This is a genomic window from Peptococcus simiae (assembly GCF_046097595.1).
Lineage (GTDB): Bacteria > Bacillota > Peptococcia > Peptococcales > Peptococcaceae > Peptococcus > Peptococcus simiae.
The window spans coordinates 1-19,474 of record NZ_JBJUVG010000010.1 but is presented as its reverse complement, the minus strand read 5'-3'; the positions used below and the strand labels follow the sequence as shown (position 1 = coordinate 19,474).

The following is a 19,474-nucleotide window of genomic DNA, read 5'->3' as shown; positions in this document are numbered from 1 at the left end:
GAGACTTATCAAACCTCTACTAATCCATCATATTGCAAATGTAAGTTTCTATTCCTGCTTTTTCAGAGAAACCATACTCACCGTCTTTTTCTTTAAAGTACGCTTCTATACTTTCGGACGAGATGATTTTATTTGATCTCATATCATTGGTAAGGCCTTTTCTAGCGGATACCCATGGTGGTTCTCTGTGGGTAATCCTCTCTAAAATTTTTCCACTATATCGCCCGAATGTATCAGAAACCAAATCTACTACACAGACCTCGCTCTCAGTTAATCTCTCTTTATCACTCTGAATAATAGCAAATCGCACATCTTCAATTGGGTTATACTTAAAATCCCTAAACATGAAGTAGATTTCCGGATAAACAGGTCCATGTACCCAAGCTTGACACTCTTCTGAAAATATCGATTTCCCGTTTTTCACATATGATAGGCCCTGCACATAGTAGAGCAATTTCTGTAGCATTAATGGGGTAATTTCTTCTAAATTGGCAAAGAGCCTAGAGATAACGCCTAATATTTTTTCAGATACCGAAAACAAACTTTCATATCTTTGGGCTGCATTCATTGATTTAGCAAAGGCTATCTCCCTTAGTTTGTCTTTATTTTCTTCCAGACAAGCTTTCATATACGAGGGATCCGTTAAGGCTTTTTTGATAACATCAGAATACTTTTTAGATGGAATCTGACCGGATAAATAACGCTCAATAGTAACTTCACCAAACCCAAGGGCTAAAGACAAGGGTCTCTTTCCGATATCATATAAGGTCATGAGTTTTTGAATATCTTCAATAGACACTAGTCCTTTAATGGCTCTGTATTGCTCGTCTACTTCTTTAATGTTTTTATCAATGATTCCGGGAATATTAACTTCCTCGCCACAGTTATCACAAACAGCTGTAATAACACTAAAGTGATATGCGTGTCCTTTAATCTCCTTTGCTATATCCTTCCTTTTTAATGTATAGGTGGTTGTTTCTCGGCACTCTGTGCAAAAATTCTTTTCCCCTCTAATAGTCATAGTTATCATTCCTTTAGTTCGTAATTATCGTTGGCATTAATCTTTAAAGCAATATATAAGTTTGTATTTTTGCTTGTGGAATGATACAACAATCAGGATTTTATTTTCTATCCTATTCAATTTAATATACAAGGGCACTATTACCAAGTTCGCCCCAAATCTTTCTAGCAATTCAACTTTTTTTCCAAATATGTACAGAAGCTCATGCCCGTAACCTTCTTTTTGGTTTCTGCGAGCCTCCGAAAAATCTTTAGTCGATAAGCTTAATAATATTTTTTCAGCCTCAGCTTCCGAGAGCACATATTCTAAAAACAGGTCATTATTGTCACTTCTGTTAGCATTCCTAGCAATCCTATAATCTCCATCTCGAATTAAAGCCTTCGCTTCTTCTAAATAGGTCTCAACCTCTTTTTCTGTTATATCCAAACCTCTTCTCCCGACCAACAGTGCGATTCACTTTTTTATTTATTGTATCATTTAGCTGCCTTTTGTCAACGTTGAAACACATCTGCTATTTCCCTTATTTTAGATTAGCTATATTCTGAACGGAATAGAAAAGAGCTGCTTCTCTAAGAGGCAGCTCTGATTTTTTACTATGTGTGTGACAAATGTGAAGGACACACTTCATGCTCTTTATCGTACCACAAAATCATAAAGACACCATCTTGAATGATGCCCCAAAGGCGTTCCCTACCGCTAAGGCGCAAACTAAACAGCGCGTCATAGTCCTCTTTATGCAATTCAGATAGACGTTTCTGTGCTTCTTTACATAGTTGGTTTATTTGTACATGATGGTTATTTCTTTTGCCCTTAACCTTGATTTCATGCCATGTTTGGTTCTCGAAGTTCTGCATCTTTTCAAAAAGAACCTCATTAATCCGACTATGATCAAAGGCCCACCTTTCGTGTCTAGTATCACATTGAGAAAAGCTCCATACCGGACGAGTGAGCGTAGATATATCAACATCTTCGCTTATCCGTGATTGTTTTTTCGCTCCAACCTGCTGCGATTGCTTTGTCCGTTTTTTCTTAGCCATCAGCAAGAAGTCCGGCATAATATTCCAGCATAAGCTCTTTTGGAATAATCGCATTAGAACGCTCACCGAGTGGCGTATTTCCTCGAGTTTCACGCCAAGGTCTTTCCTTATGGGTTAGTTCGCTTAACCAACGAGCCTCTTTATTACCATAATCATGCAGCACAACATCCATGGTTTCTAGCTCAGCATCAGTAAAAAGGCCAGTAATATTACGCCCAGCAAGAAAGCTAGTACTCTGAACAGTAAATATTCCTCTGTGCTCGTTATATAACTCCCTACACACAGGGCCATTAGCCCACGCCTCAAAATCCTCATTGAAAAGCGGCACACCATCCCAAGCTAAAGACCACGCTTGGCTATAGTAAACAAGTTTTTGCAGCTTCATGGTGGTAGTTTCGCCAAGGTTCTCAATGATATATTTTGCCACATCTAAAACACTAGCCATTATAACCATCTCCTGCTTAGTAATCAGCAAACAGTTCTACTACCTATATTATACAATGTGTAATACCAAAGGACAAATTTTTCTTTCACCCCGAACCGCCCTCAACCATTGCAAGCAATCGCTTGCATTTGCATTCAGTTGTTAGATATAATGTAGCTAAAAAGGAGCGTGATTAATATGGCAAATACATCCGCAGTTTATGCTCGAATTGATACTGAGCTAAAAGAGAATGCAGAAGACATCCTTTCACAGCTCGGGATTTCTCCATCTAGTGCAATCCAGATGCTTTACAGCCAAATTGTCCTTACCAGAGGGCTGCCTTTGAATTTATCCCTACCTTCTGTTGGACCCACCTTTATAGGTGAGATGACTCCTTCTGAACTTGATGCGGAACTTATGAAGGGTGTTAATTCTCTAAAATCAGGGAAAACCTATACCACCGATGAGGTTGATGCCGAACTTGCCAGGGAATTCGGGATATGAGCAATTCTTATGCGGTTGTTTATTCCTCGGAGGCCAAAAGCGACCTAAAGAAAATCTACTCTTATATCGCATTTTCTCTTTTAGCACCAGAAACAGCCCAAAGCCAGATTAATCGAATTCGAGAAGCAGTTCGTTCTCTCGAATTTATGCCGACTAGGAATCCTGTTCTAAATCGGAGTCCTTGGAGAAACCGGTCAATGTACAATATGCCAATTGATAATTTTATCATCTTCTACATGATAAGCAGCAATATATCTACAGTTACCATTATCCGTATTGTTTATAGCGGTCGAAATATTTGTACCATGCCTGCATTGACTGAAAGAGCAGATAAAGAATAGCTTTACCTTTCTATATTTGACCAAAGTATTATTGACTTCTCAGAGTTGCGGATATATGAAATCGCAGAGGGCTTAGGAGAGGTATATTATGAATGAATTAGATAAGAAAGCCTTTATAGAATATATGGCTAACTATGGGTATACAGTGGAATTCGACTCAAGTACACCCGGTTTTTTTGATAGTAGCGGCGAGCTAATTGCGAGGATTGATGAAGTCTTATCTCTTTCCGCCCTCAAACCACCTGAACTAGAGCAAGATTTTTACGCTCAAGATTCCATTGAAGATGTTACGGCATATATAGATTCAGATATTCAGTTCTCTTTAGAGAAAAATCATACTAATTTTTCATATCTTAATCCTGACTCCACAAAAAGCTTAACTTGCCAAGAGGCTTCTCAAGTATATGATACCAGTGTTCAACCAGCAAATATTGATATAGGGAGTGCTGCATAATGGCCGGAATAGGATTTCATAATTATCATCTTAACGAAATATCCTATATTCGAAATGATAACTTCGATCCGTCAGATGGAACGATAACCCTTGATATTAAGCCTATTGTAAATTTGAAATATAACGATAAAAGCGAAGAAGATAAGGCTCTCGTAAACTTCGACCTAATCTTAGGTAGCCTAGAAGATCCGAGGGCTGCCTTTCAGGTTGTCCTTAAAATGACCGCACACTTTAGCTACAACAAGGACGAATCGGATGGCAGGTCTTTTGAGCAATATTTGCTTGAAAATGCTACCGCAATCCTATATTCGTATATGCGTCCAATGGTTTCAGATATAATCATGAGGGCTAATGAGTTCCCAAATTATATACTCCCTGTACTGAATGTAACGGCTCTGCTTGAAAAAGAAAATAAAGAATAGATTTACAGATAGCCACCTTCATAGGTGGCTATTTTTATGCCCCTATCCCTAGCAGTCCAGTCCTCGCCTTAGCGTTCATAAGGATTATCTAAGCCTACAAAAAAAGACCCCCTTGCACTTACACAAGGAGGTCCAGAGTCCCACAGCATAAGCAAGGTTTGTCTAACCCTTTGGGCTTACACTTTATCTAAGAGTTCTTCTGCGGTCTTCAACTCTTCTTCCAAATATAAAACTCGCTTCTCCAGACTACTAATTTTTTTCTCTTGCTTTTCATATAAACTCAATCCAGGGGGATACTTTATTGCCCCACCATACCCAGCACTGTCAGTCAGGTTGTGATGGGGATCAAGCCACACGATATAAAACACCCCTTCAACAATAAAGCCAATTATTCTTCCCTTTGACTTATTGATGCGGAACTGCGAAAACTCATATTGACCACTGTACAATGGAGGTTTAGTGTTTGTTTTATCCCACCTTATCGAGTGCAAGTCGTGCAAAGAAGATTTCAATTCTGATATCGTTTTGTTACTTACACTTTTGAAGCAGTCCATTAATTCGATAAACCACTCTCCCGAGACGCTCTTTCCTCTATCCTTGCTACCTAAATTAAATAATTCATGCGTTCTGTCAAAACAAGCAAAGGAAAAAGAAAAACTCTTCTCCGTAACAGCATTTCCATTATAGGGAAGAGTTTTTGTATGGTCACTTAATTCTGCGCTCACCGGTGGAAGTTTAATTTTTTTAGTCATTTTGCGCTTCTTCGTATTTCTTAGAGTAATATTCTCTCATGGAAGCATGAGATATAACCTCTCTGCTCGTCTCCCAAGGCTTTAATTCTCCTCTGGCGATTATCCAGGGGTCCTCTGAATGAGTCAGGCTTTCAAGTTGGTCTCCCGTAAAGCCTCCATAGGTCAAATATACTGCCTCCAGTACATCTAACTCTTCTTCCGTGAAAGAACCTTCGTTCGACTCAATCCTCGGGATTTCATTCCATCTATAATCTGCAAAATAGGGATAAAGAGAAGGGGCAACGGGGCCATGAACCCATGCTTGAATTTCCTCTTTAAAAAGAGGAGTGCCATCATACAGCGCACAATACCAAGCCTGAGCATAATAGCATAATTTCTGTATTTTTTTGTGAGTCATACTCTCTTTGCTTAAAAACCAGTTGGCCACATCTACAACACTTTTCATTTGCTTTCCCCCTCCCTAGAACAGGCAAATTAGAAAAACTTCTAGTATCCACATTATACAATGTATAATACCAAAAGACAAATTTTTCTTGGCGTAAGCGATATGTGTTATCTCCACAAATAAGCGCTTGGTAAATAGCCACCTTCTCATAGGTGGCTATTTTTATGCCCCTACTCCTAGCAGTCCCGTCCTCGCCTTAGCGTTCATAAGGCTTATCTAAGTCCACAAAAAAGACCCCCTTGCACTTACACAAGGAGGTTCAGAGTCCAAAAAGGTCAGGCGAGAGGTATCTAGGACGTCTGTTACCTTAATATCTTTCCAGACCTTATCTGTACTGTTGGTTAGCTTAATGGTGTAGGTGTTTCTGGCGCCATCTCGGGTGGCTAGGTCTACGATGTCCTTTTCGGAGGTCTTTTCGAGGGTGGGTTTACCTTTATCGAAAGTAGGAGGTACCATTCCCCCTCCCTCTTCCGGTACTAATACCGGGGGGACTTTGACTTTATCGTCTGTAGCGCCGCCTGTACCGTTTTCACCGGTGGCGTTGGCAGTGTTAGTTAATGTAACGGCGTGTTGCTTGCGGAGCTTGTCTAACTCGTTTTCACTGGCACCTTTCTTGTAGGTGACTTCCTTGGCCGTCCCTTTCTTCACTTGGACGGTGTAGGTGACCTTTACGCTTTCGCCGGGGGCAATATCCCCAATGGGCTGGGTCACTGTGCTGCCACCAACCATGGCTAGGCCTTCACCGTCTGTTTTCCCTTGCAGGGTGGGCTGGCCAATGAGCTGGACTTCGGAAGGCAGAGTGTCTACGAGGGCTGATGACATAAAAATAGAGCCGTGTATTTTCACGGCCCCTAAACCTATTAAATAATGATTTCCTAGAGAAGCATAGTTTTTGTTACCTACTAGATAAACCTAAAAATTAAATATTAAGCTATACTTCATGCCAGTACTATACGTGGTTTACTTCAGAAAATCAACAAGAGACACGAATTATAATTTACTTAGTTAATCCACAATTAATCGGACAAAAATCAAACTTATTTGTATCACGCTGATTATATTTTTGACTTTCATACCCTAAATGATGATGATCTATCAATAATGGATAAAGTGTGTTGTCTACTTTTCCGCATATAACTCTTACTGAACCCTTCAATCCTAATTGGTACAATTCTAAATCTTCAAGCTGCCCAGTTCCGTACTCTACTCCATTTAATTTATTTTTAGATTTATCTGATAGTGGATTTAACAACTCAGGATGTATATTTTTGATGACCTCAATATATTTACCCTGAGCTTCTTTAGAACTATTACCCCTTAATTCATTTATGGAATGACAATGCGACATTTTTTGACCCCAATTCTCATAAACATAGGGAATTAGCGTATATATAATGTACATTAAATTATTCACAAATTCTTCTTTTGTTTCTGTATAAGTGGTTATGTCTTTTCCTCTATATCCTTTTATCCAATTTTTATAAGACATAGAAATAACTAATTTTTCTTCTTCTTTTTTCTTCAAAGGTGTTTTTCCCTTTGTAACGTTATTTTTAGGTCTTTTATTATTTCTAATTCTATTACTTTTCTTACTCAATTTAGCCTTCTTCCATTTGGCGTAAATAGTATTCAAAAATAATTCGATCATCAATAGAGTCATAACCATTTTCAAGTGGACTCAAGTTTCCTCTTGCTCTAATCCAAGGATCTTCTTGATGAGTAATGCTCTCAAGTTCATTTGCATTAAATTGACCATACACATCCCACACTTGGTTTAGCACATCTAAAGTGTCTTCGTTGTAGTCACTATCGTCAATTTTTTGTTTTGGAACTTCACGAAATTTATAATCTCTATATTCTTGATAAATTGAAATTACTACAGGTCCATGTACCCAAGCTTTAATTTCTTCATCAAATAATTTATTGTTCAAGTATTCAACACTATCATTCATGAGAGTGAGATACCATGAATATGCGTAGTACACTAATTTTTGTATTTTCTTAGGAGACATAGATTCCTTACTTAAAAACCATTTCGCAATTTTATTAGCATCCATTTTAGATATCTCCTTTTGCCTAAACTATGCCACTATCCTAATTCATGTTATACAAAAAGCCCCCGTCAGACGTATCTGTTGTGTTCAGCAAGAAAGTTTACTAAACCGGGGGGGCGATTAAACTTTAATTTTATTATAGGTAATTTAGCAGAAGGAATCAAACAAAACTTTACCTATCTATGATCCTCTACCCCTAGCCCCCTTCCTCTCAAAATTACTACATATAGTCACCTTCATTGATCGTTGACTACATATAGTGTGCGTGGTATTATATACCTAACGAATAATACGCCAACCAAACAAAGGAGGACCACCCATGAAAGGAAGCCTAACTAAAAAAGCAACGGCAGCTGTTTTGGCAGCAGCCCTCTTGGCCAGTGCTAGCCCTGCACAGGCTACTGAAAGCCATGCAAGAGACATTACCATTACAGTAGACGGACGTACGATCCCCCAGACTGACCAGAAGGCCTTTATTAAGGATGGCCGGACCATGGTACCTTTACGGACTGTTATGGAAGGGCTGAAAATGAATGTTAACTGGGTAGAATCAAATAGGTCTATCTTTGTTTCAGACACGGCTAAGAATCTCACCTATGTATTCTATGCAGATAAGCCTTATTTCAACGTATACGGCACGACAGGCAAGGAGCCAATCCGTAAGGTTAACTTAGACGTTGCCCCCTATATTACAGTAAACAACCGGGTAGTTGTACCGCTTCGTGCTATCGGGGAGACGTATGGCAAGGTAGACTGGAACAATGACACCAGTACGGTAGCTATTACAGCCGGTCAGGTCGCACAGCCTAGTACGCCTGCTAAGCCTACTACACCTACTGTTAAGCCACCTGTTGCCCAGCCGAATAAACCGGCCCAGCCCACACCGGCCCCCAGCGTAAAGCCTAGTGAGCCGACTATTAAACCTACGCCTAGTGAACCTAGTAAGCCTAGCGTGAAGAAGGAAAAGAAAGCTTTATCTAATGAAGAGCGGACTTTCTTAAAGGGCATTATTGCTAATGGCCTCTCCGATAAGGCTAGTGAAGCTAAGGCACAGGTTGTACGTATTAACGAGATTAAGGATAAGTATGTTGGCTGGGCGAATAATCCTGCTATAGAGTGTGAAGAGGTCGACAACGACTTAATCTTAGATGCCGTCCGGGGCAAGCCGGATGTGGAGCTACTCAGCTTTTATGAAGCCTTGGAAGCACCTCGGAAGCCCTTTACAGCAGACCAGCTGCGGATGCTGGAGCTGATAAACGCTGCCCGGGCTGAGCATGGACTGAAGCCCGTCAAACTCTCTCCTGCCCTCTGTGAAGGGGCTGATATTAGGGCGAGGGAGTATGATATTGATCAAAAACGAGTTGGTGCAGTTGATTATAATAGTCACATGAAGGCCAAGGCCAATGGCTGGAATCCTCATATAAGACTTGATGGGACTGAACCAACAACGGTACTAAAGGACCTTGGATTGTCTCAATTCATTTCCAAAGCGACGCTATGGGAAAATCTAGCCACAATATTTACTGATGAAAATAATCCTGACGAAATTTTTAATATGTGGATGAACTCTCCGGGTCACAAGGCGAATATCCTCTACCCCAACCACAAATATGTGGGGGTAGGTTACGATACACAAGAAGATAACGTTGAAACGGAATGGGCATTAGAATTCCAGCCGTAAAACAGACCATATAAAGAGCCAGTCGCTTCTGACTGGCTCTTTCTCGTAGATATCTATTTAATTTAAAGGGTAAATCTATTAATCCTCCAACTGTAAAACCTCCCCTATAAGGATCTTATTATACCCCTCAATCTTATCTAAGGTTTCCTTAACAACATTCGAATGGAGTCCTTTATACAACCCTTTATCACCAACAATATAGAACCTCTTTTTTGCTCGTGTGACAGCAACATTCATTATATTGGGCTTAGATACTGCCCAATTAGCTGCCCCCAAGCTGTTTTTATCTGCACCCATAACGAGGATAACTATATCGTTCTGCTTACCTTGAAACGTATGAACGGTACCAATTTGCTCGTTAATGTTATGAATTAAATGCTCTTTGCGTTCTTTTCTTAAATGTTCTTTAATCCTCATAGCAATATTCCTGAATGGGCTGATAATATACATATCTTTATTGGAATAACCTTCTTCATTTATTAGGTATTCTAGCAATTCCTCCAGACACTCGGCTTGCTCTTGAACAAACTTGTTATCAGCAGCCCCTGTAACATCACACCAAGTCGAAAATCCAGCATTGTCCTCAAGGCCTTGGACCATTCTTCCGTCATAAGAAATGGCATTTGAAATTGAAAACATCGGCTCTGCACACCGCCTGTGTACCCATAGAGGTATACCAATCCATGTATCTTCATCTTTTTTAAAGCCATAGGAACCAGAAGCATCTAAGATAGTCTGACAGGAAGATTCTGCGGCAAGGTATCGATCTGAAACTAAAAAGTGATTTTGTAACACCCCTAACACTTGCGAGTCTAAAGTTTTTACGGGCTCAATCTGAAAGGGATCACCTAGGGCCATCACTTGCCTTGCTCTCATTAGTCCGCCTATACAATCTTGTGGAGCTGCCTGCCCAGCTTCATCAATGAAGAGGTTAGGCAAATCTTCGGAACCAGCAAAATCGAACATATTGGACATACTGGCAAAGGTGGTGCTAATGACTGGGATGGCAAAATTAATCCAATTCCATGCAGCAAGAAGAATTTCTCTCCCATTTTCTTGCTGCTTTATTTTCCATTTATTATCATCATTAAGAATTAGGTTCGCAACTTTTAATGAATCTCTATGCTTAGATAAAAAAGCTTTTCTGACACCTAATGCTTTTATAAATAAATGACTTTGCTTCTTTCTAAACTCATCATTAAACCATGGCGCTATTTTTTCATTTTCCTGATAAGATTTCTTGAAATCTAAAACCGGTTTATTTAATTTCTTAAAATCTTCTAAAGCCTTTTCTATCAATTGCATATCTACTTCAGCTTGGTCTAAGCTTCTTTCATATTGTTCAATTAAATCTTTCTTTCCGTCAAGGTTATTACGGCCTTCCTCAATGGAACCAGATATTTCACTAATCATCTCCTCACTTTTATTTATTTTATCTAAATAGATTTTAGCCTCCTTTGCTCTGAGTAGTTTCTTAATAAGGAAAAATCTCGGCTTCGTTTGAAGAATTTTATTATTTTCTTCTTGAGCCGATTCTAAGTCATTATTAAGCTTCTTTAAAGAGTCAGAAATCGAAAAGACCTCATTAGTTAATTCTTTTATTAATCCGGGATAACTTTCTACAGCCTGTTTAACTTCAGATATTTTCTTTAATTTTTCATATGCGTTTTGTGTGTTATTTATCTCTTCTTGAACTTTATCATAGAGAAAATTAAAATCACCACAATCTATCTCTAGAAAAAAGTCTGGCGGTAGATATGAAATCTTCTCTCCAGAATTTCCATTAATGTCTTTTCCCATCTGATTTAACTCTAAACATATTTCGTCTATCCGCTCGGTAATTTTCCTGCGCTTTGCCTTCGCTCCTCCTCTGAGTGAAAAGGATCCCCACATTTTTTGTGTAGCAGAACTATTATCTTCAGTCTTCATCTCAAAAGGGAAGTAGTCCGGCTTTTGAAAAGAATCATGAATAGCGTCCCAAATCGAAAAATCAACAACAACATTTTCAAGTGCTTTGTTGTTTGAGCTTGCTAAAATAAAATTAGACGTTAATAGCTCCGGAGAAAGTTTTTTCATTTGGAATGTCTGCTTCTGACCACTACTTTCAGTGGTAACACTAATTTCATCAAGAGTGACTTCGCCTAAACATTTGGAAATCTCTCGACTGGTTTGGACAATTAAGCCTGCAAACACATCTTTTAGGAGTGTGGTTTTACCAGTTCCAGGAGGCCCATTAACACTTAAAAGTCTATCTCTTTCCATCATCCTCAAGTTAATTGCTACCTGCTGCATTAAGCTAGGCGCATGGCTAGGGTTGCTAGGAAAGCGACCTAATGGGAAATTGCAAGGGGCTAAAATATCTAAAATTTGTTCTTGACCTTGTGGCTTGGTACTATCTAGGTTAATTTTTTGCACTGGTAGATTTTCACCTAAAAAACGATTGAGGAGGTGGCTGTTGGTACAGTTTTTAGCTGCCTTTAAATCGTTTATTATAAAAGAGTGCAGGCTTGTATTCATTTCAGCTTTATTACGAAACCCTTTATAATAAATATTATTGGCCTTAACAAAAGTATTGGATGAGATGGTTAAATTCAATAAAAACCTTTCAATATCACGGTCAGATTGTTTATATATCTCACCTATTTCTTTAATTAAATTGTCCGACAGCTCCTTAATGGTTTTGCTATCTTTAATAAGCTCGCCTTGCAAATAAATATAGTATGGAATAGAAATAAAAGTTTCATCTAAAACAAGGTTTAGTTTATGGTCAAAAACCAAAGAGTATTGAAAGGTTTTCTCCCAAGTCACCTCTTCGTCAACTATTTCTAGATTGTATTTTTTCCTTAATTTATCCAATACCTCTTTAAAACTAAGTGCATTAATACACAGAACTAAGTGGGTGTATTTCTTGATTTTCGTCCTTGGTAGTAATTTTTCTAACTCATTATAGTTTAATTTGCTTCGATCTAGCCGCTTAAAGTCTTTAGGTAGCTTTGCTTCGGATAGGTTTTCATAAAATATAAAGGCATCTAAAATATTGTTTTTTAAGTCAATCTGTTTATTCATAACATATCCTCCGCTGGGAAAGAATTATCAGAATACTATATATTGAATCTACCATATTAGCTATTTTATGTCACCATCTTTTACGTTAAATAAAAAAGAGGCAGCGATTAAGCTACCTCTTTTTTGTTGCCTTCTATTAGGGTTTTACGCCTGCATTCGGATTGACTTTAGTCCATTTTTCATGACCATTTTCATCCAAAGTGAATTGGTGCCAAATGGAAACTTCTGCAATAAGCAGGTCAGATGGATTAACGTCTGTAAAAGTCGGAATCCGGTTACCATTAATATCCGGGTTGGTATCTCGACCAGTAATGGTGCAGATTTCTTTAGCAAAGTCTCTCCGGCTGGTTTCTACGTTGGGGTCAGTGGAGTTGTAGTCATAGCCGGCTGCAATCCCTTTAGCGAGGGCTTCAGGGCCGAGGACGACTTTAATTATGTCCCCGATTTCCTTCCGGGTGACTTTAATCCGGGGGGTCGTTTCGTAGAACTCTACCATGTCGGAGTTGCGAGGCGTGTCGCCACTAAAGGCGAAGGGATCAGCAAAGGTCGGACCCATCAGTTCATTTTGCATCATGATCTTAATGGGGAGATCCATGCCTTGCAGGCCTTTAGCTGTAAAGCCTTCCGGGAACCCTTGGTCAATCTTAATGTTTCTAGCATTGCCAATCCATTGGTCCATCTTATCTGAGTTGGAGTAAGACCGGAGGATGACGGCTGCTGCTTCAGGACGGGATAAGAATTTACCCGGTGCGTTGTTATCAGGCCACCACTCGCCGTTAGGATAACCGGAGAAGAGTTTCTGGTGATTATCTGTGACTTCTTTAGGATTAACGGTAGTTACGCTGGCAGCGTTTGCTTCTACCGGCTTGTGGCTGGTAGATTCTGCTTTGACAGTATTAACATAGGGCGTGCCGGCGGTATCGTTTTTGTGTTTGACCTTGAAGGTTACTTTAACAGTACCGTTAACGGCAACGTCTCCTACTTTAATATCTAGGGTGTCTACCCCGTTATCACCAACAACGTAGCTGAAGTCCTTACCTTCTTTGAGGGACAGGCCATTCATCCGGATGCTGTCACGGAGGAGGACAACATAGCTGGTGTCAATCTTGTCTTTGAGGCGGATGCCTTTCCAGTCCTTGTTATCCTTGTTTTGCAGGGTAACGGTATAGGTGTTGTAGGGATCATCTGTCAGGTCCACATGGGCCTTTTCAGGGTCCTTGCTTAAGAGAACGCCTTTGTCGCTAGGGGGAGTAGATGGCAGCTCAGGAACCCCTTTACCCTTCCCTAACTTCACGTCAGCCTTGTCTTTGGCCATGCCGTTGTCGCCGGCTGCTGTAGCGATATTAGTCAGGGTCTTTTCTTGACCTTTCGTGATGTCATCTTTTACTCGAACGTCATACTTGACGGTCTTATGGGTGCCGGGTTCAATATCCCCTAAGACAGCTGTAAAACTGTTATTAGAGGTCACTTGAACAGGGCTGGGGTTACCATCTACGAGGACCATACCGCTTAATGCGATTTCGCCCGGTAGGAGGTCGGTCAAGGTGACGTTTCTCCAAGTGGCCACATCTTTACCGGAGCCGTTTTCTACCGTTACGGTATAGGTATATACTTGCCCTTCTTTAGTCTCTTTTACAGAGGCTTCTTTTTTCATGAGGGGCTTGGTTTTACCATCCGGAACGTTGACCGGCACAGAGGGGACTGGTTCTTTCGGTGTGATATCATCAGTCAAGTAGGCGATATTCGTGAAGGTCTTCCCTTCCATGCCTTCTGCAATTTCCACATCAATGGTGTAGATTTGCTTGGCTCCTGGAGCAATCGGATCGGGCTTTAAGGTTAAAGTATTGGTAGCAGCATCAAAGGAGTATTCATTGGTACGTTTACCGTTTACTTCAACCGCATCTTTGAAGATCATGCCGGCAGGGATGGGGTCTGTAATGGTTACGTTTTCCCAGTCTGCTGTAGCACTGGGGCTGTTCGTTAAGGTAATGGTGTAAGTCATACGTTCACCGGGTTTAACGAGGGTCTTAGACGGTGTTTTAGTCCCGGTGCGACCATCTGCTTTACCCTTGTCTACAGTGGTGATTTTGCTGGTAGCTTTCTTTTCAGTAGCATTATCAGCGGTGACGGTAGCTACGTTTTCAATATCTTTGCCATAGGCTTCCTCATTTACAACGGTATAAACCTTTAGGGTGACTTCTTCGCCAACCTTGAGATCGCCTAGCGGAAACTCCATGGCCTTAGTAGCCGGGTCATATTTGTAGGAAGTACCTGCACCATCTTTAGTTACCATACCGTCAAAGGAGAGGCCCTTGGGTAGGGTATCTTTAACAACGGCATTTTGGGCATCCACTTCAGCGTTTTTGCTATTAGCAACTTTGAGGGTGTAGATCAGCTTATCGCCAACTTTAGCAGCTTGTTTGTCTGCTTCTTTTTCGATAAGAAGTTCTGCACTACCGTCTTTGATCTTGACAATGCCACTATTGGCCTGTGCAGTTACTTCGCCGGTATTTTTAGCAGTAGCGGAAGCAATATTTTCTACTTCCTTACCATACCCGGTCTTATTAACAGTGACCTTGAAAACAACCTTTTTGGTCTGGTCAATCTTCACGTCACCGAGGTTGACGGTTAGGAGCCGGGCTTCTTCATCATAGGAGAAGTCGCTATGGCCCTTGCCATCTACAGTGACAGAGCCTGCAAAGTCTAAGGCCGGATCAATGAGGTCTGTTACGACTACTTCTTTAGCGTCATTCTTAGACTTGCCATCTGTTTTTAGAACATTTTTATCTATATTTTGCGATTTTACACCTAAAAATGCACATGAGCCATTGATTTTCTGTGCTTCTATGCTATAATCATACCAACAGAACCTCTCCACGCTTAATGTAGATTTCTACATGCGGACCACGGAGAGGGCTTTTTTATATCAAGGAGCAGGATTACCATGCAGCTAAAGCCGCCCTTAACATATGATGAGCAAATTGAAAAGCTAAAAAATGACCACAATCTTACAATATCCGATGAATACTTTGCAAAAGAAGTTTTAATGAAAGTTAGTTATTACAGGCTTTCTGGCTACGGGATTGGACTAAAAAAGCTTAACAATAGAGAACATTATAAAGACAGTATTACCATCGAGCAGCTTTTTAGTCTTTATTGTTTTGATAGTCAATTTAAGAATAATCTTATAAGAACTATTGAGCAGATTGAAATAGAACTGAGGGCAAAAATTACACATCACCTATCAATAAAATACGGTTCGACCGCTCTTATGGATAAAAACAACTTCATCTATAAGAAAAACAAAAAAGGCAAACCTATAGACACCCTTATCCGAAATAATTTGGATAAAGAGATAGCACGACAAAAAAACAAGCCCTTTGTAAAGCATCATCTTAAAAAATATGATGGTAACTTTCCTATTTGGGCTGCTGTTGAACTTATGTCATTTGGAACTCTATCTTCCCTCTTTAGTATTTTAAAATTTGAAGATCAAAAGGAGATTTCTAACCAATTTAATACAAGTCCAAAATATCTCAAAAATTGGATATTATGCCTTGTAGAAGTAAGAAATATTTGCGCTCATTATACCAGACTATATAATATGCCTTTAAAAGAAAACCCTCGCCTTTATATAGAAAACGAAAAATATAAGAAAAAACAAAACAAAATATTTCCTATTTTATTAATCATTAAAAGAATGTTGAATTCTAATGAACAATGGACTTCTCTGTTAAGGGATTTGAAAAAATCTTTTAATAAATACCAAGGTGCTTTCAATTTCAGTTTTATGGGTTTCCCTGAGAATTGGGAGGAAGTTCTTTAGCAAGCAGTACATTTAGTCTGAGCCCATCTCGGGCGGAGAGGTCTACAATATCCTTTTCAGCGGTCTTTTCGAGGGTGGGTACACCTTTAGGGGGATTAACATCCTTACCCGGTACTTCACTCCCTCCCTCTTCCGGCACTAATACCGGGGGGACTTTGACTTTATCGTCTGTGGCACCGCCTGTACCGTTTTCACCGGTGGCGTTGGCGGTGTTCGTGAGGGTAACGGCGTGTTGCTTGCGGAGCTTATCCAGCTCGCTTTCGCTTACCACAAAGATTCTAGTTGGATTGAAGCTAGAGATTATCCTCTATAATGCTGATAACGTGAACCGATCCCTCAAAAAAGCGACCGTCGCTTTTGCTTCGGTCGCTTATTTGCAGGATTCAACTACAAAAAAATTGGATGGATTTTTGACTATAAGTTGTATGAGCTCTAGCCGCACCCATATATGTGAAGTTAGGGTTCAGCATATTAGCACGGTGTCCAGGAGACTCGTACAGATCTCTAGTGTCTTCAATGGCAGCTACTTCAGCTTCAAGTAGAGGCATATTATAGAGGGATAGTAAATTCTCACCAGTTGTATCCCACGGGTAACCTAAATCACGCATAATCGAATTTGAAGGCATACCGTTAGGTCTCGTGTGCGAATTATTTCCTTGTGATCGCCAATATCTAAATTCTTCAATGGTTTTAACGTTAGGATATTTTAAGCACTCATTTGCTCTAATGCTTGCTGCTTTGCAAAGAAAAGGCGATAACTTCAAAGGTTTCAACCCATTCATAGCTCTGTAGTTATTGGTTTCTTCAAATACTTTAATAGAATAAGGCGTCACATAGGATTGGTACTGAATATCTTCAAGGACTTTTGCATGTGTTTTTTGGTCCTGTAATTTCTTGAACTCCGGCACCTGTCGTGCAAAGGCATTCATTAGATCGATTTCTTCGCTACTGAGGCCCTTTCTAGTCTTGAACGCCTCATATCTAGCCAGGTCTTCCTCTGTCTGGGGGCCTGACTGAGCATGGTCCTTTAACCAGGCTAATTCTTCGCTAGTTAAGGCTCCCTTTTGTACTGGAGGGGTAAAGGGGTTACCGGGTGTATTCACCTTACTGGAAGGCTTGCTAGGCGTTACGCTGGGTTGGACAGGGTTGGTGGGTTGTACGCTAGGTTGTGTAGGAATAGCCGGCTGGACCGGGTTGGCCGGTTGTACTGGGTTAGTCGGTGCTTGAGGCTGGACCGGGTTAGTAGCAGTCCCGGTAATAACCACGGTACTGGTATCGTTATTCCAGTCTACCTTGCCGTAGGTCTCGCCAATGGCCCGGAGGGGCATGACGGTTCGGTTACTGGAGGTAATATAGGGGGCCACGTCCAGCTTTATAAAATCCGTACCTGTTTTTTTGTAGCGCAGGAAATAGGGCTTGTCTGCATAAAAGGTATAGGTTTCAGCCTTGGCCGGGTTTTTTACGGTAATAGATCGATTTTCGTTGTTCCATTCAACGCCCATATTTAAGCCTTCCATGACGGTCCGTAAGGGGACCATGGTCCGGTTATCCTTAATAAAGGCTTTCTGGTCTGTCTGGGGGATTGTACGTCCGTCTACTGTGATGGTAATGTCTCTTGCATGGCTTTCCGCAGCCTGTACGGGGGCAGTGCTAGCCAAGAGGGCTGCTGCTAAAACAGCTGCCGTTGCTTTTTTAGTTAGGCTTCCTTTCATGGATATTCCTCCTGTGTTTGGTTAGCGTATTATTCGTTAGGTATATAATACCACGCACACTAGATGTAGTTAATCGTAAAGTGTATATAAAAAAGAGAGACAAGCACAAGGAATGTACTTATCTCTTTGGTCCAGCTTTTTGGGTTCACTCTAAAATGATCGGCTCTTTTTCTATAGATAAAACTTACGATGTTTCTGGCCTGTATTTTTACTTTAAATAGTTAAGTACAGAAAAAAATGCTCCCACGGAAGCAGCATCAGCTGCTCGTGCTGAGTTGAATTCTATATTTTGTAGCATTAGAGACTGCTGTCTAGCAATCATTAGAGAACGCTCGGTGTTGCTCTCCATCTTAGATCTGTGTACATATTCATCAAATAAGTTGACCGCTTCTTTCATAGAATCGGCTTGTCCATTAGCAAATAATTTTTCAAAATAACTTACAGCCTCATAATTCCTATAGTCCCTTGGTATTTTTTCCAATATTTCAGTATTCTCACTTGCCAATCTAAAAATTTGATCTGAGATAAAGTCTATCTCATTCCTAGCCGCAGAGAGTCCTTTATTAGGTGCATTAGGATTAAAATTTAAGGATTTTCTTATAAATTTATAGATAACAAAACATAATATCAAGCTGCTAATAATAAAAATAGGAACAATGTAGCCGCTTCTTCCCGCAATAAAAAGTTTGAAAAAAATATCTAGTAAATAAAAAACAATGAAGGCTGCGATTATTGCAGGAATCCAAGATATCCTAGCCTTACTTCTCTGGGTTTTTACCATTGCTACTGAAGCTTGTTGCTCTATACTTCGGGCTTTAAAATACAAGCGGTTTATTTCTTGCAAAATAGGTAATGCCTCATAGACAGACTTCATTGCCTCATTCTTATTCATATTTTCCTCCACTATCTATATATTGGATTTTATTGAATAGGGAATTGGTGCCCGCAATTTTGACAAACCCAAAAAGCGTTTTGTCTGCTGCCACGAGCGACTGAAAAAATCAATCCTAGAAGACCTCTCCGAAAAAGATTTCCTATAGAAAAGTTGTCGCTATGTTCGTCATATACAGCTTCTAAATCCATGGAGCCGCAAAAAGGACATAGAATCACAGAATATTGATCAGACGTATTCATAACTTTAATCCTCCTGTTTTAATGAGATATTGTAACTAATTTACCATACTTTTCTTTTTGTGTCATATTCTAAAATACTAATGATAAGCAAAAAAGTCGGGATAACCCGACTTTTTTATATTTTTATTGGAAAAGCTGAGCCCAGTTATCCCAAGCTGTAGAATCGCTATGAGCAATTCCCATATATACATTAAATGGGTTTAAAATATTCGCACGATGTCCAGGAGATTCCATCCAGCCTTTCATAGCATTTTCAGGTGTACTTAGAACGGGGGGGAGTGCAGCTAAATTTTCTCGCATTGAAATACCTGCTGAAGCAAGTCCTATTTCTAGCAAAACAGTATCATATTCTTTTCCATCTAATCTGTTGTGTGGATCCCAACCATTATTTTTAGCTTTTACATAATTATCGTAATTAGTTGCACCAATCCTTTTCTGATCAATTCCAAACTCCCTCGCCCTAATCTCAGCCCCTTCACAGAGGGCTGGAGAGAGCTTAACAGGCTGTAGTCCATGCTCTGCCCGGGCGGCGTTCACCAGCTCCAGCATCCGCAGCTGGTCTGCTGTAAAAGGCTTTCGAGGGGCCTCCAAGGCTTTGTAA

At 40.1% G+C, this 19,474-nt stretch carries 22 protein-coding genes; 6 read left to right on the top strand and 16 right to left on the bottom strand.

All coding sequences use genetic code 11. The features are described 5' to 3' along the window. Nucleotides 1-19: 19 nt before the first annotated feature. The 4 genes from ACKQTC_RS07080 to ACKQTC_RS07065 all read right to left on the bottom strand — a co-directional run bounded on the left by ACKQTC_RS07080 (nucleotide 20) and on the right by ACKQTC_RS07065 (nucleotide 2,503). Nucleotides 20-1,021, bottom strand: a complete 1,002-nt coding sequence (locus ACKQTC_RS07080) for a type II toxin-antitoxin system antitoxin SocA domain-containing protein (RefSeq protein ID WP_408977742.1) — start codon at nucleotides 1,019-1,021, stop codon at nucleotides 20-22. 36 nt (nucleotides 1,022-1,057) lie between these two features. Continuing rightward, nucleotides 1,058-1,447, bottom strand: coding sequence for a hypothetical protein (locus ACKQTC_RS07075; RefSeq protein WP_408977741.1), 390 nt, complete (start codon nucleotides 1,445-1,447; stop codon nucleotides 1,058-1,060). Nucleotides 1,448-1,614: 167 nt separating this feature from the next. Continuing rightward, nucleotides 1,615-2,076, bottom strand: coding sequence for a hypothetical protein (locus tag ACKQTC_RS07070; protein ID WP_408977740.1), 462 nt, complete (start codon nucleotides 2,074-2,076; stop codon nucleotides 1,615-1,617). Next, entirely contained in the window at nucleotides 2,051-2,503 is a 453-nt protein-coding gene (locus tag ACKQTC_RS07065; RefSeq protein WP_408977739.1) for a Panacea domain-containing protein, read from the bottom strand. The genes ACKQTC_RS07070 and ACKQTC_RS07065 overlap by 26 nt, the downstream gene beginning before the upstream one ends. A gap of 177 nt (nucleotides 2,504-2,680) precedes the next feature. Here ACKQTC_RS07065 and ACKQTC_RS07060 point away from each other — a divergent pair, with 177 nt between their 5' ends. The 4 genes from ACKQTC_RS07060 (at nucleotide 2,681) to ACKQTC_RS07045 (ending at nucleotide 4,203) form a co-directional block, all read left to right on the top strand. Continuing rightward, entirely contained in the window at nucleotides 2,681-2,986 is a 306-nt protein-coding gene (locus ACKQTC_RS07060) for a type II toxin-antitoxin system RelB/DinJ family antitoxin (protein WP_408977738.1), read from the top strand. Continuing rightward, complete coding sequence (locus ACKQTC_RS07055; protein ID WP_408977737.1) at nucleotides 2,983-3,327, top strand: type II toxin-antitoxin system RelE/ParE family toxin; 345 nt, start codon at nucleotides 2,983-2,985, stop codon at nucleotides 3,325-3,327. Before ACKQTC_RS07060 ends, ACKQTC_RS07055 begins: the two co-directional genes overlap by 4 nt. A gap of 88 nt (nucleotides 3,328-3,415) precedes the next feature. Further along, on the top strand, nucleotides 3,416-3,781 hold the full coding sequence (locus tag ACKQTC_RS07050) for a hypothetical protein (protein WP_408977736.1): 366 nt from the start codon (nucleotides 3,416-3,418) through the stop codon (nucleotides 3,779-3,781). Further along, nucleotides 3,781-4,203, top strand: a complete 423-nt coding sequence (locus tag ACKQTC_RS07045; RefSeq protein ID WP_408977735.1) for a hypothetical protein — start codon at nucleotides 3,781-3,783, stop codon at nucleotides 4,201-4,203. The genes ACKQTC_RS07050 and ACKQTC_RS07045 overlap by 1 nt, the downstream gene beginning before the upstream one ends. A gap of 176 nt (nucleotides 4,204-4,379) precedes the next feature. On the opposite strand, the gene ACKQTC_RS07040 is transcribed toward ACKQTC_RS07045, so the two are convergent. The 5 genes from ACKQTC_RS07040 to ACKQTC_RS07020 form a co-directional block, all read right to left on the bottom strand. Beyond that, nucleotides 4,380-4,955 (bottom strand): hypothetical protein, encoded by a 576-nt coding sequence (locus ACKQTC_RS07040; protein WP_408977734.1) that lies wholly within the window; start codon nucleotides 4,953-4,955, stop codon nucleotides 4,380-4,382. Then, nucleotides 4,948-5,400, bottom strand: a complete 453-nt coding sequence (locus tag ACKQTC_RS07035; protein WP_408977733.1) for a Panacea domain-containing protein — start codon at nucleotides 5,398-5,400, stop codon at nucleotides 4,948-4,950. Before ACKQTC_RS07035 ends, ACKQTC_RS07040 begins: the two co-directional genes overlap by 8 nt. 216 nt (nucleotides 5,401-5,616) lie before the next feature. Beyond that, entirely contained in the window at nucleotides 5,617-6,222 is a 606-nt protein-coding gene (locus tag ACKQTC_RS07030) for a hypothetical protein (protein ID WP_408977732.1), read from the bottom strand. Nucleotides 6,223-6,397: 175 nt separating this feature from the next. Next, nucleotides 6,398-7,048: a hypothetical protein gene (locus ACKQTC_RS07025; RefSeq protein ID WP_408977731.1), complete on the bottom strand. Its 651-nt coding sequence runs from the start codon at nucleotides 7,046-7,048 to the stop codon at nucleotides 6,398-6,400. Further along, nucleotides 6,999-7,457, bottom strand: coding sequence for a Panacea domain-containing protein (locus ACKQTC_RS07020; RefSeq protein WP_408977730.1), 459 nt, complete (start codon nucleotides 7,455-7,457; stop codon nucleotides 6,999-7,001). The genes ACKQTC_RS07025 and ACKQTC_RS07020 overlap by 50 nt, the downstream gene beginning before the upstream one ends. A gap of 316 nt (nucleotides 7,458-7,773) precedes the next feature. On the opposite strand from ACKQTC_RS07020, the gene ACKQTC_RS07015 reads away from it, so the two are divergent. Continuing rightward, the gene (locus tag ACKQTC_RS07015; RefSeq protein WP_408977729.1) at nucleotides 7,774-9,135 is read left to right on the top strand and encodes a stalk domain-containing protein; all 1,362 of its coding nucleotides are present in this window, start codon (nucleotides 7,774-7,776) and stop codon (nucleotides 9,133-9,135) included. A gap of 78 nt (nucleotides 9,136-9,213) precedes the next feature. Here the strand turns inward: ACKQTC_RS07015 and ACKQTC_RS07010 are convergent, their stop codons facing one another. After that, complete coding sequence (locus ACKQTC_RS07010; protein WP_408977728.1) at nucleotides 9,214-12,201, bottom strand: DEAD/DEAH box helicase; 2,988 nt, start codon at nucleotides 12,199-12,201, stop codon at nucleotides 9,214-9,216. Nucleotides 12,202-12,337: 136 nt separating this feature from the next. Further along, entirely contained in the window at nucleotides 12,338-15,079 is a 2,742-nt protein-coding gene (locus tag ACKQTC_RS07005) for a DUF7927 domain-containing protein (RefSeq protein ID WP_408977727.1), read from the bottom strand. 66 nt (nucleotides 15,080-15,145) lie between these two features. Here ACKQTC_RS07005 and ACKQTC_RS07000 point away from each other — a divergent pair, with 66 nt between their 5' ends. After that, nucleotides 15,146-16,027, top strand: coding sequence for an Abi family protein (locus tag ACKQTC_RS07000; protein WP_408977726.1), 882 nt, complete (start codon nucleotides 15,146-15,148; stop codon nucleotides 16,025-16,027). Here the strand turns inward: ACKQTC_RS07000 and ACKQTC_RS06995 are convergent. The 5 genes from ACKQTC_RS06995 to ACKQTC_RS06975 all read right to left on the bottom strand — a co-directional run. Next, nucleotides 15,990-16,298 (bottom strand): hypothetical protein, encoded by a 309-nt coding sequence (locus tag ACKQTC_RS06995; protein WP_408977725.1) that lies wholly within the window; start codon nucleotides 16,296-16,298, stop codon nucleotides 15,990-15,992. The genes ACKQTC_RS07000 and ACKQTC_RS06995 overlap by 38 nt on opposite strands. Before the next feature lie 112 nt (nucleotides 16,299-16,410). Next, entirely contained in the window at nucleotides 16,411-17,739 is a 1,329-nt protein-coding gene (locus tag ACKQTC_RS06990) for a stalk domain-containing protein (protein ID WP_408977724.1), read from the bottom strand. Nucleotides 17,740-17,947: 208 nt separating this feature from the next. Next, the gene (locus ACKQTC_RS06985; RefSeq protein WP_408977723.1) at nucleotides 17,948-18,631 is read right to left on the bottom strand and encodes a hypothetical protein; all 684 of its coding nucleotides are present in this window, start codon (nucleotides 18,629-18,631) and stop codon (nucleotides 17,948-17,950) included. A gap of 29 nt (nucleotides 18,632-18,660) precedes the next feature. Continuing rightward, complete coding sequence (locus tag ACKQTC_RS06980) at nucleotides 18,661-18,873, bottom strand: zinc-ribbon domain-containing protein (RefSeq protein WP_408977722.1); 213 nt, start codon at nucleotides 18,871-18,873, stop codon at nucleotides 18,661-18,663. Nucleotides 18,874-18,996: 123 nt separating this feature from the next. After that, nucleotides 18,997-19,474: CAP domain-containing protein (locus tag ACKQTC_RS06975; protein WP_408977721.1), on the bottom strand; the 478-nt coding region annotated here is incomplete at its 5' end.

Excerpts from the sequence above, each read along its gene's own strand:
- ACKQTC_RS07080 (WP_408977742.1), bottom strand. The coding sequence starts at position 1,021 with ATGACTATTAGAGGGGAAAAGAATTTTTGCACAGAGTGCCGAGAAACA.
- ACKQTC_RS07070 (WP_408977740.1), bottom strand. The coding sequence starts at position 2,076 with ATGCCGGACTTCTTGCTGATGGCTAAGAAAAAACGGACAAAGCAATCG.
- ACKQTC_RS07065 (WP_408977739.1), bottom strand. The coding sequence starts at position 2,503 with ATGGCTAGTGTTTTAGATGTGGCAAAATATATCATTGAGAACCTTGGC.
- ACKQTC_RS07060 (WP_408977738.1), top strand. The coding sequence starts at position 2,681 with ATGGCAAATACATCCGCAGTTTATGCTCGAATTGATACTGAGCTAAAA.
- ACKQTC_RS07055 (WP_408977737.1), top strand. The coding sequence starts at position 2,983 with ATGAGCAATTCTTATGCGGTTGTTTATTCCTCGGAGGCCAAAAGCGAC.
- ACKQTC_RS07050 (WP_408977736.1), top strand. The coding sequence starts at position 3,416 with ATGAATGAATTAGATAAGAAAGCCTTTATAGAATATATGGCTAACTAT.
- ACKQTC_RS07045 (WP_408977735.1), top strand. The coding sequence starts at position 3,781 with ATGGCCGGAATAGGATTTCATAATTATCATCTTAACGAAATATCCTAT.
- ACKQTC_RS07040 (WP_408977734.1), bottom strand. The coding sequence starts at position 4,955 with ATGACTAAAAAAATTAAACTTCCACCGGTGAGCGCAGAATTAAGTGAC.
- ACKQTC_RS07035 (WP_408977733.1), bottom strand. The coding sequence starts at position 5,400 with ATGAAAAGTGTTGTAGATGTGGCCAACTGGTTTTTAAGCAAAGAGAGT.
- ACKQTC_RS07030 (WP_408977732.1), bottom strand. The coding sequence starts at position 6,222 with ATGTCATCAGCCCTCGTAGACACTCTGCCTTCCGAAGTCCAGCTCATT.
- ACKQTC_RS07025 (WP_408977731.1), bottom strand. The coding sequence starts at position 7,048 with ATGATCGAATTATTTTTGAATACTATTTACGCCAAATGGAAGAAGGCT.
- ACKQTC_RS07020 (WP_408977730.1), bottom strand. The coding sequence starts at position 7,457 with ATGGATGCTAATAAAATTGCGAAATGGTTTTTAAGTAAGGAATCTATG.
- ACKQTC_RS07015 (WP_408977729.1), top strand. The coding sequence starts at position 7,774 with ATGAAAGGAAGCCTAACTAAAAAAGCAACGGCAGCTGTTTTGGCAGCA.
- ACKQTC_RS07010 (WP_408977728.1), bottom strand. The coding sequence starts at position 12,201 with ATGAATAAACAGATTGACTTAAAAAACAATATTTTAGATGCCTTTATA.
- ACKQTC_RS07000 (WP_408977726.1), top strand. The coding sequence starts at position 15,146 with ATGCAGCTAAAGCCGCCCTTAACATATGATGAGCAAATTGAAAAGCTA.
- ACKQTC_RS06990 (WP_408977724.1), bottom strand. The coding sequence starts at position 17,739 with ATGAAAGGAAGCCTAACTAAAAAAGCAACGGCAGCTGTTTTAGCAGCA.
- ACKQTC_RS06985 (WP_408977723.1), bottom strand. The coding sequence starts at position 18,631 with ATGAATAAGAATGAGGCAATGAAGTCTGTCTATGAGGCATTACCTATT.
- ACKQTC_RS06980 (WP_408977722.1), bottom strand. The coding sequence starts at position 18,873 with ATGAATACGTCTGATCAATATTCTGTGATTCTATGTCCTTTTTGCGGC.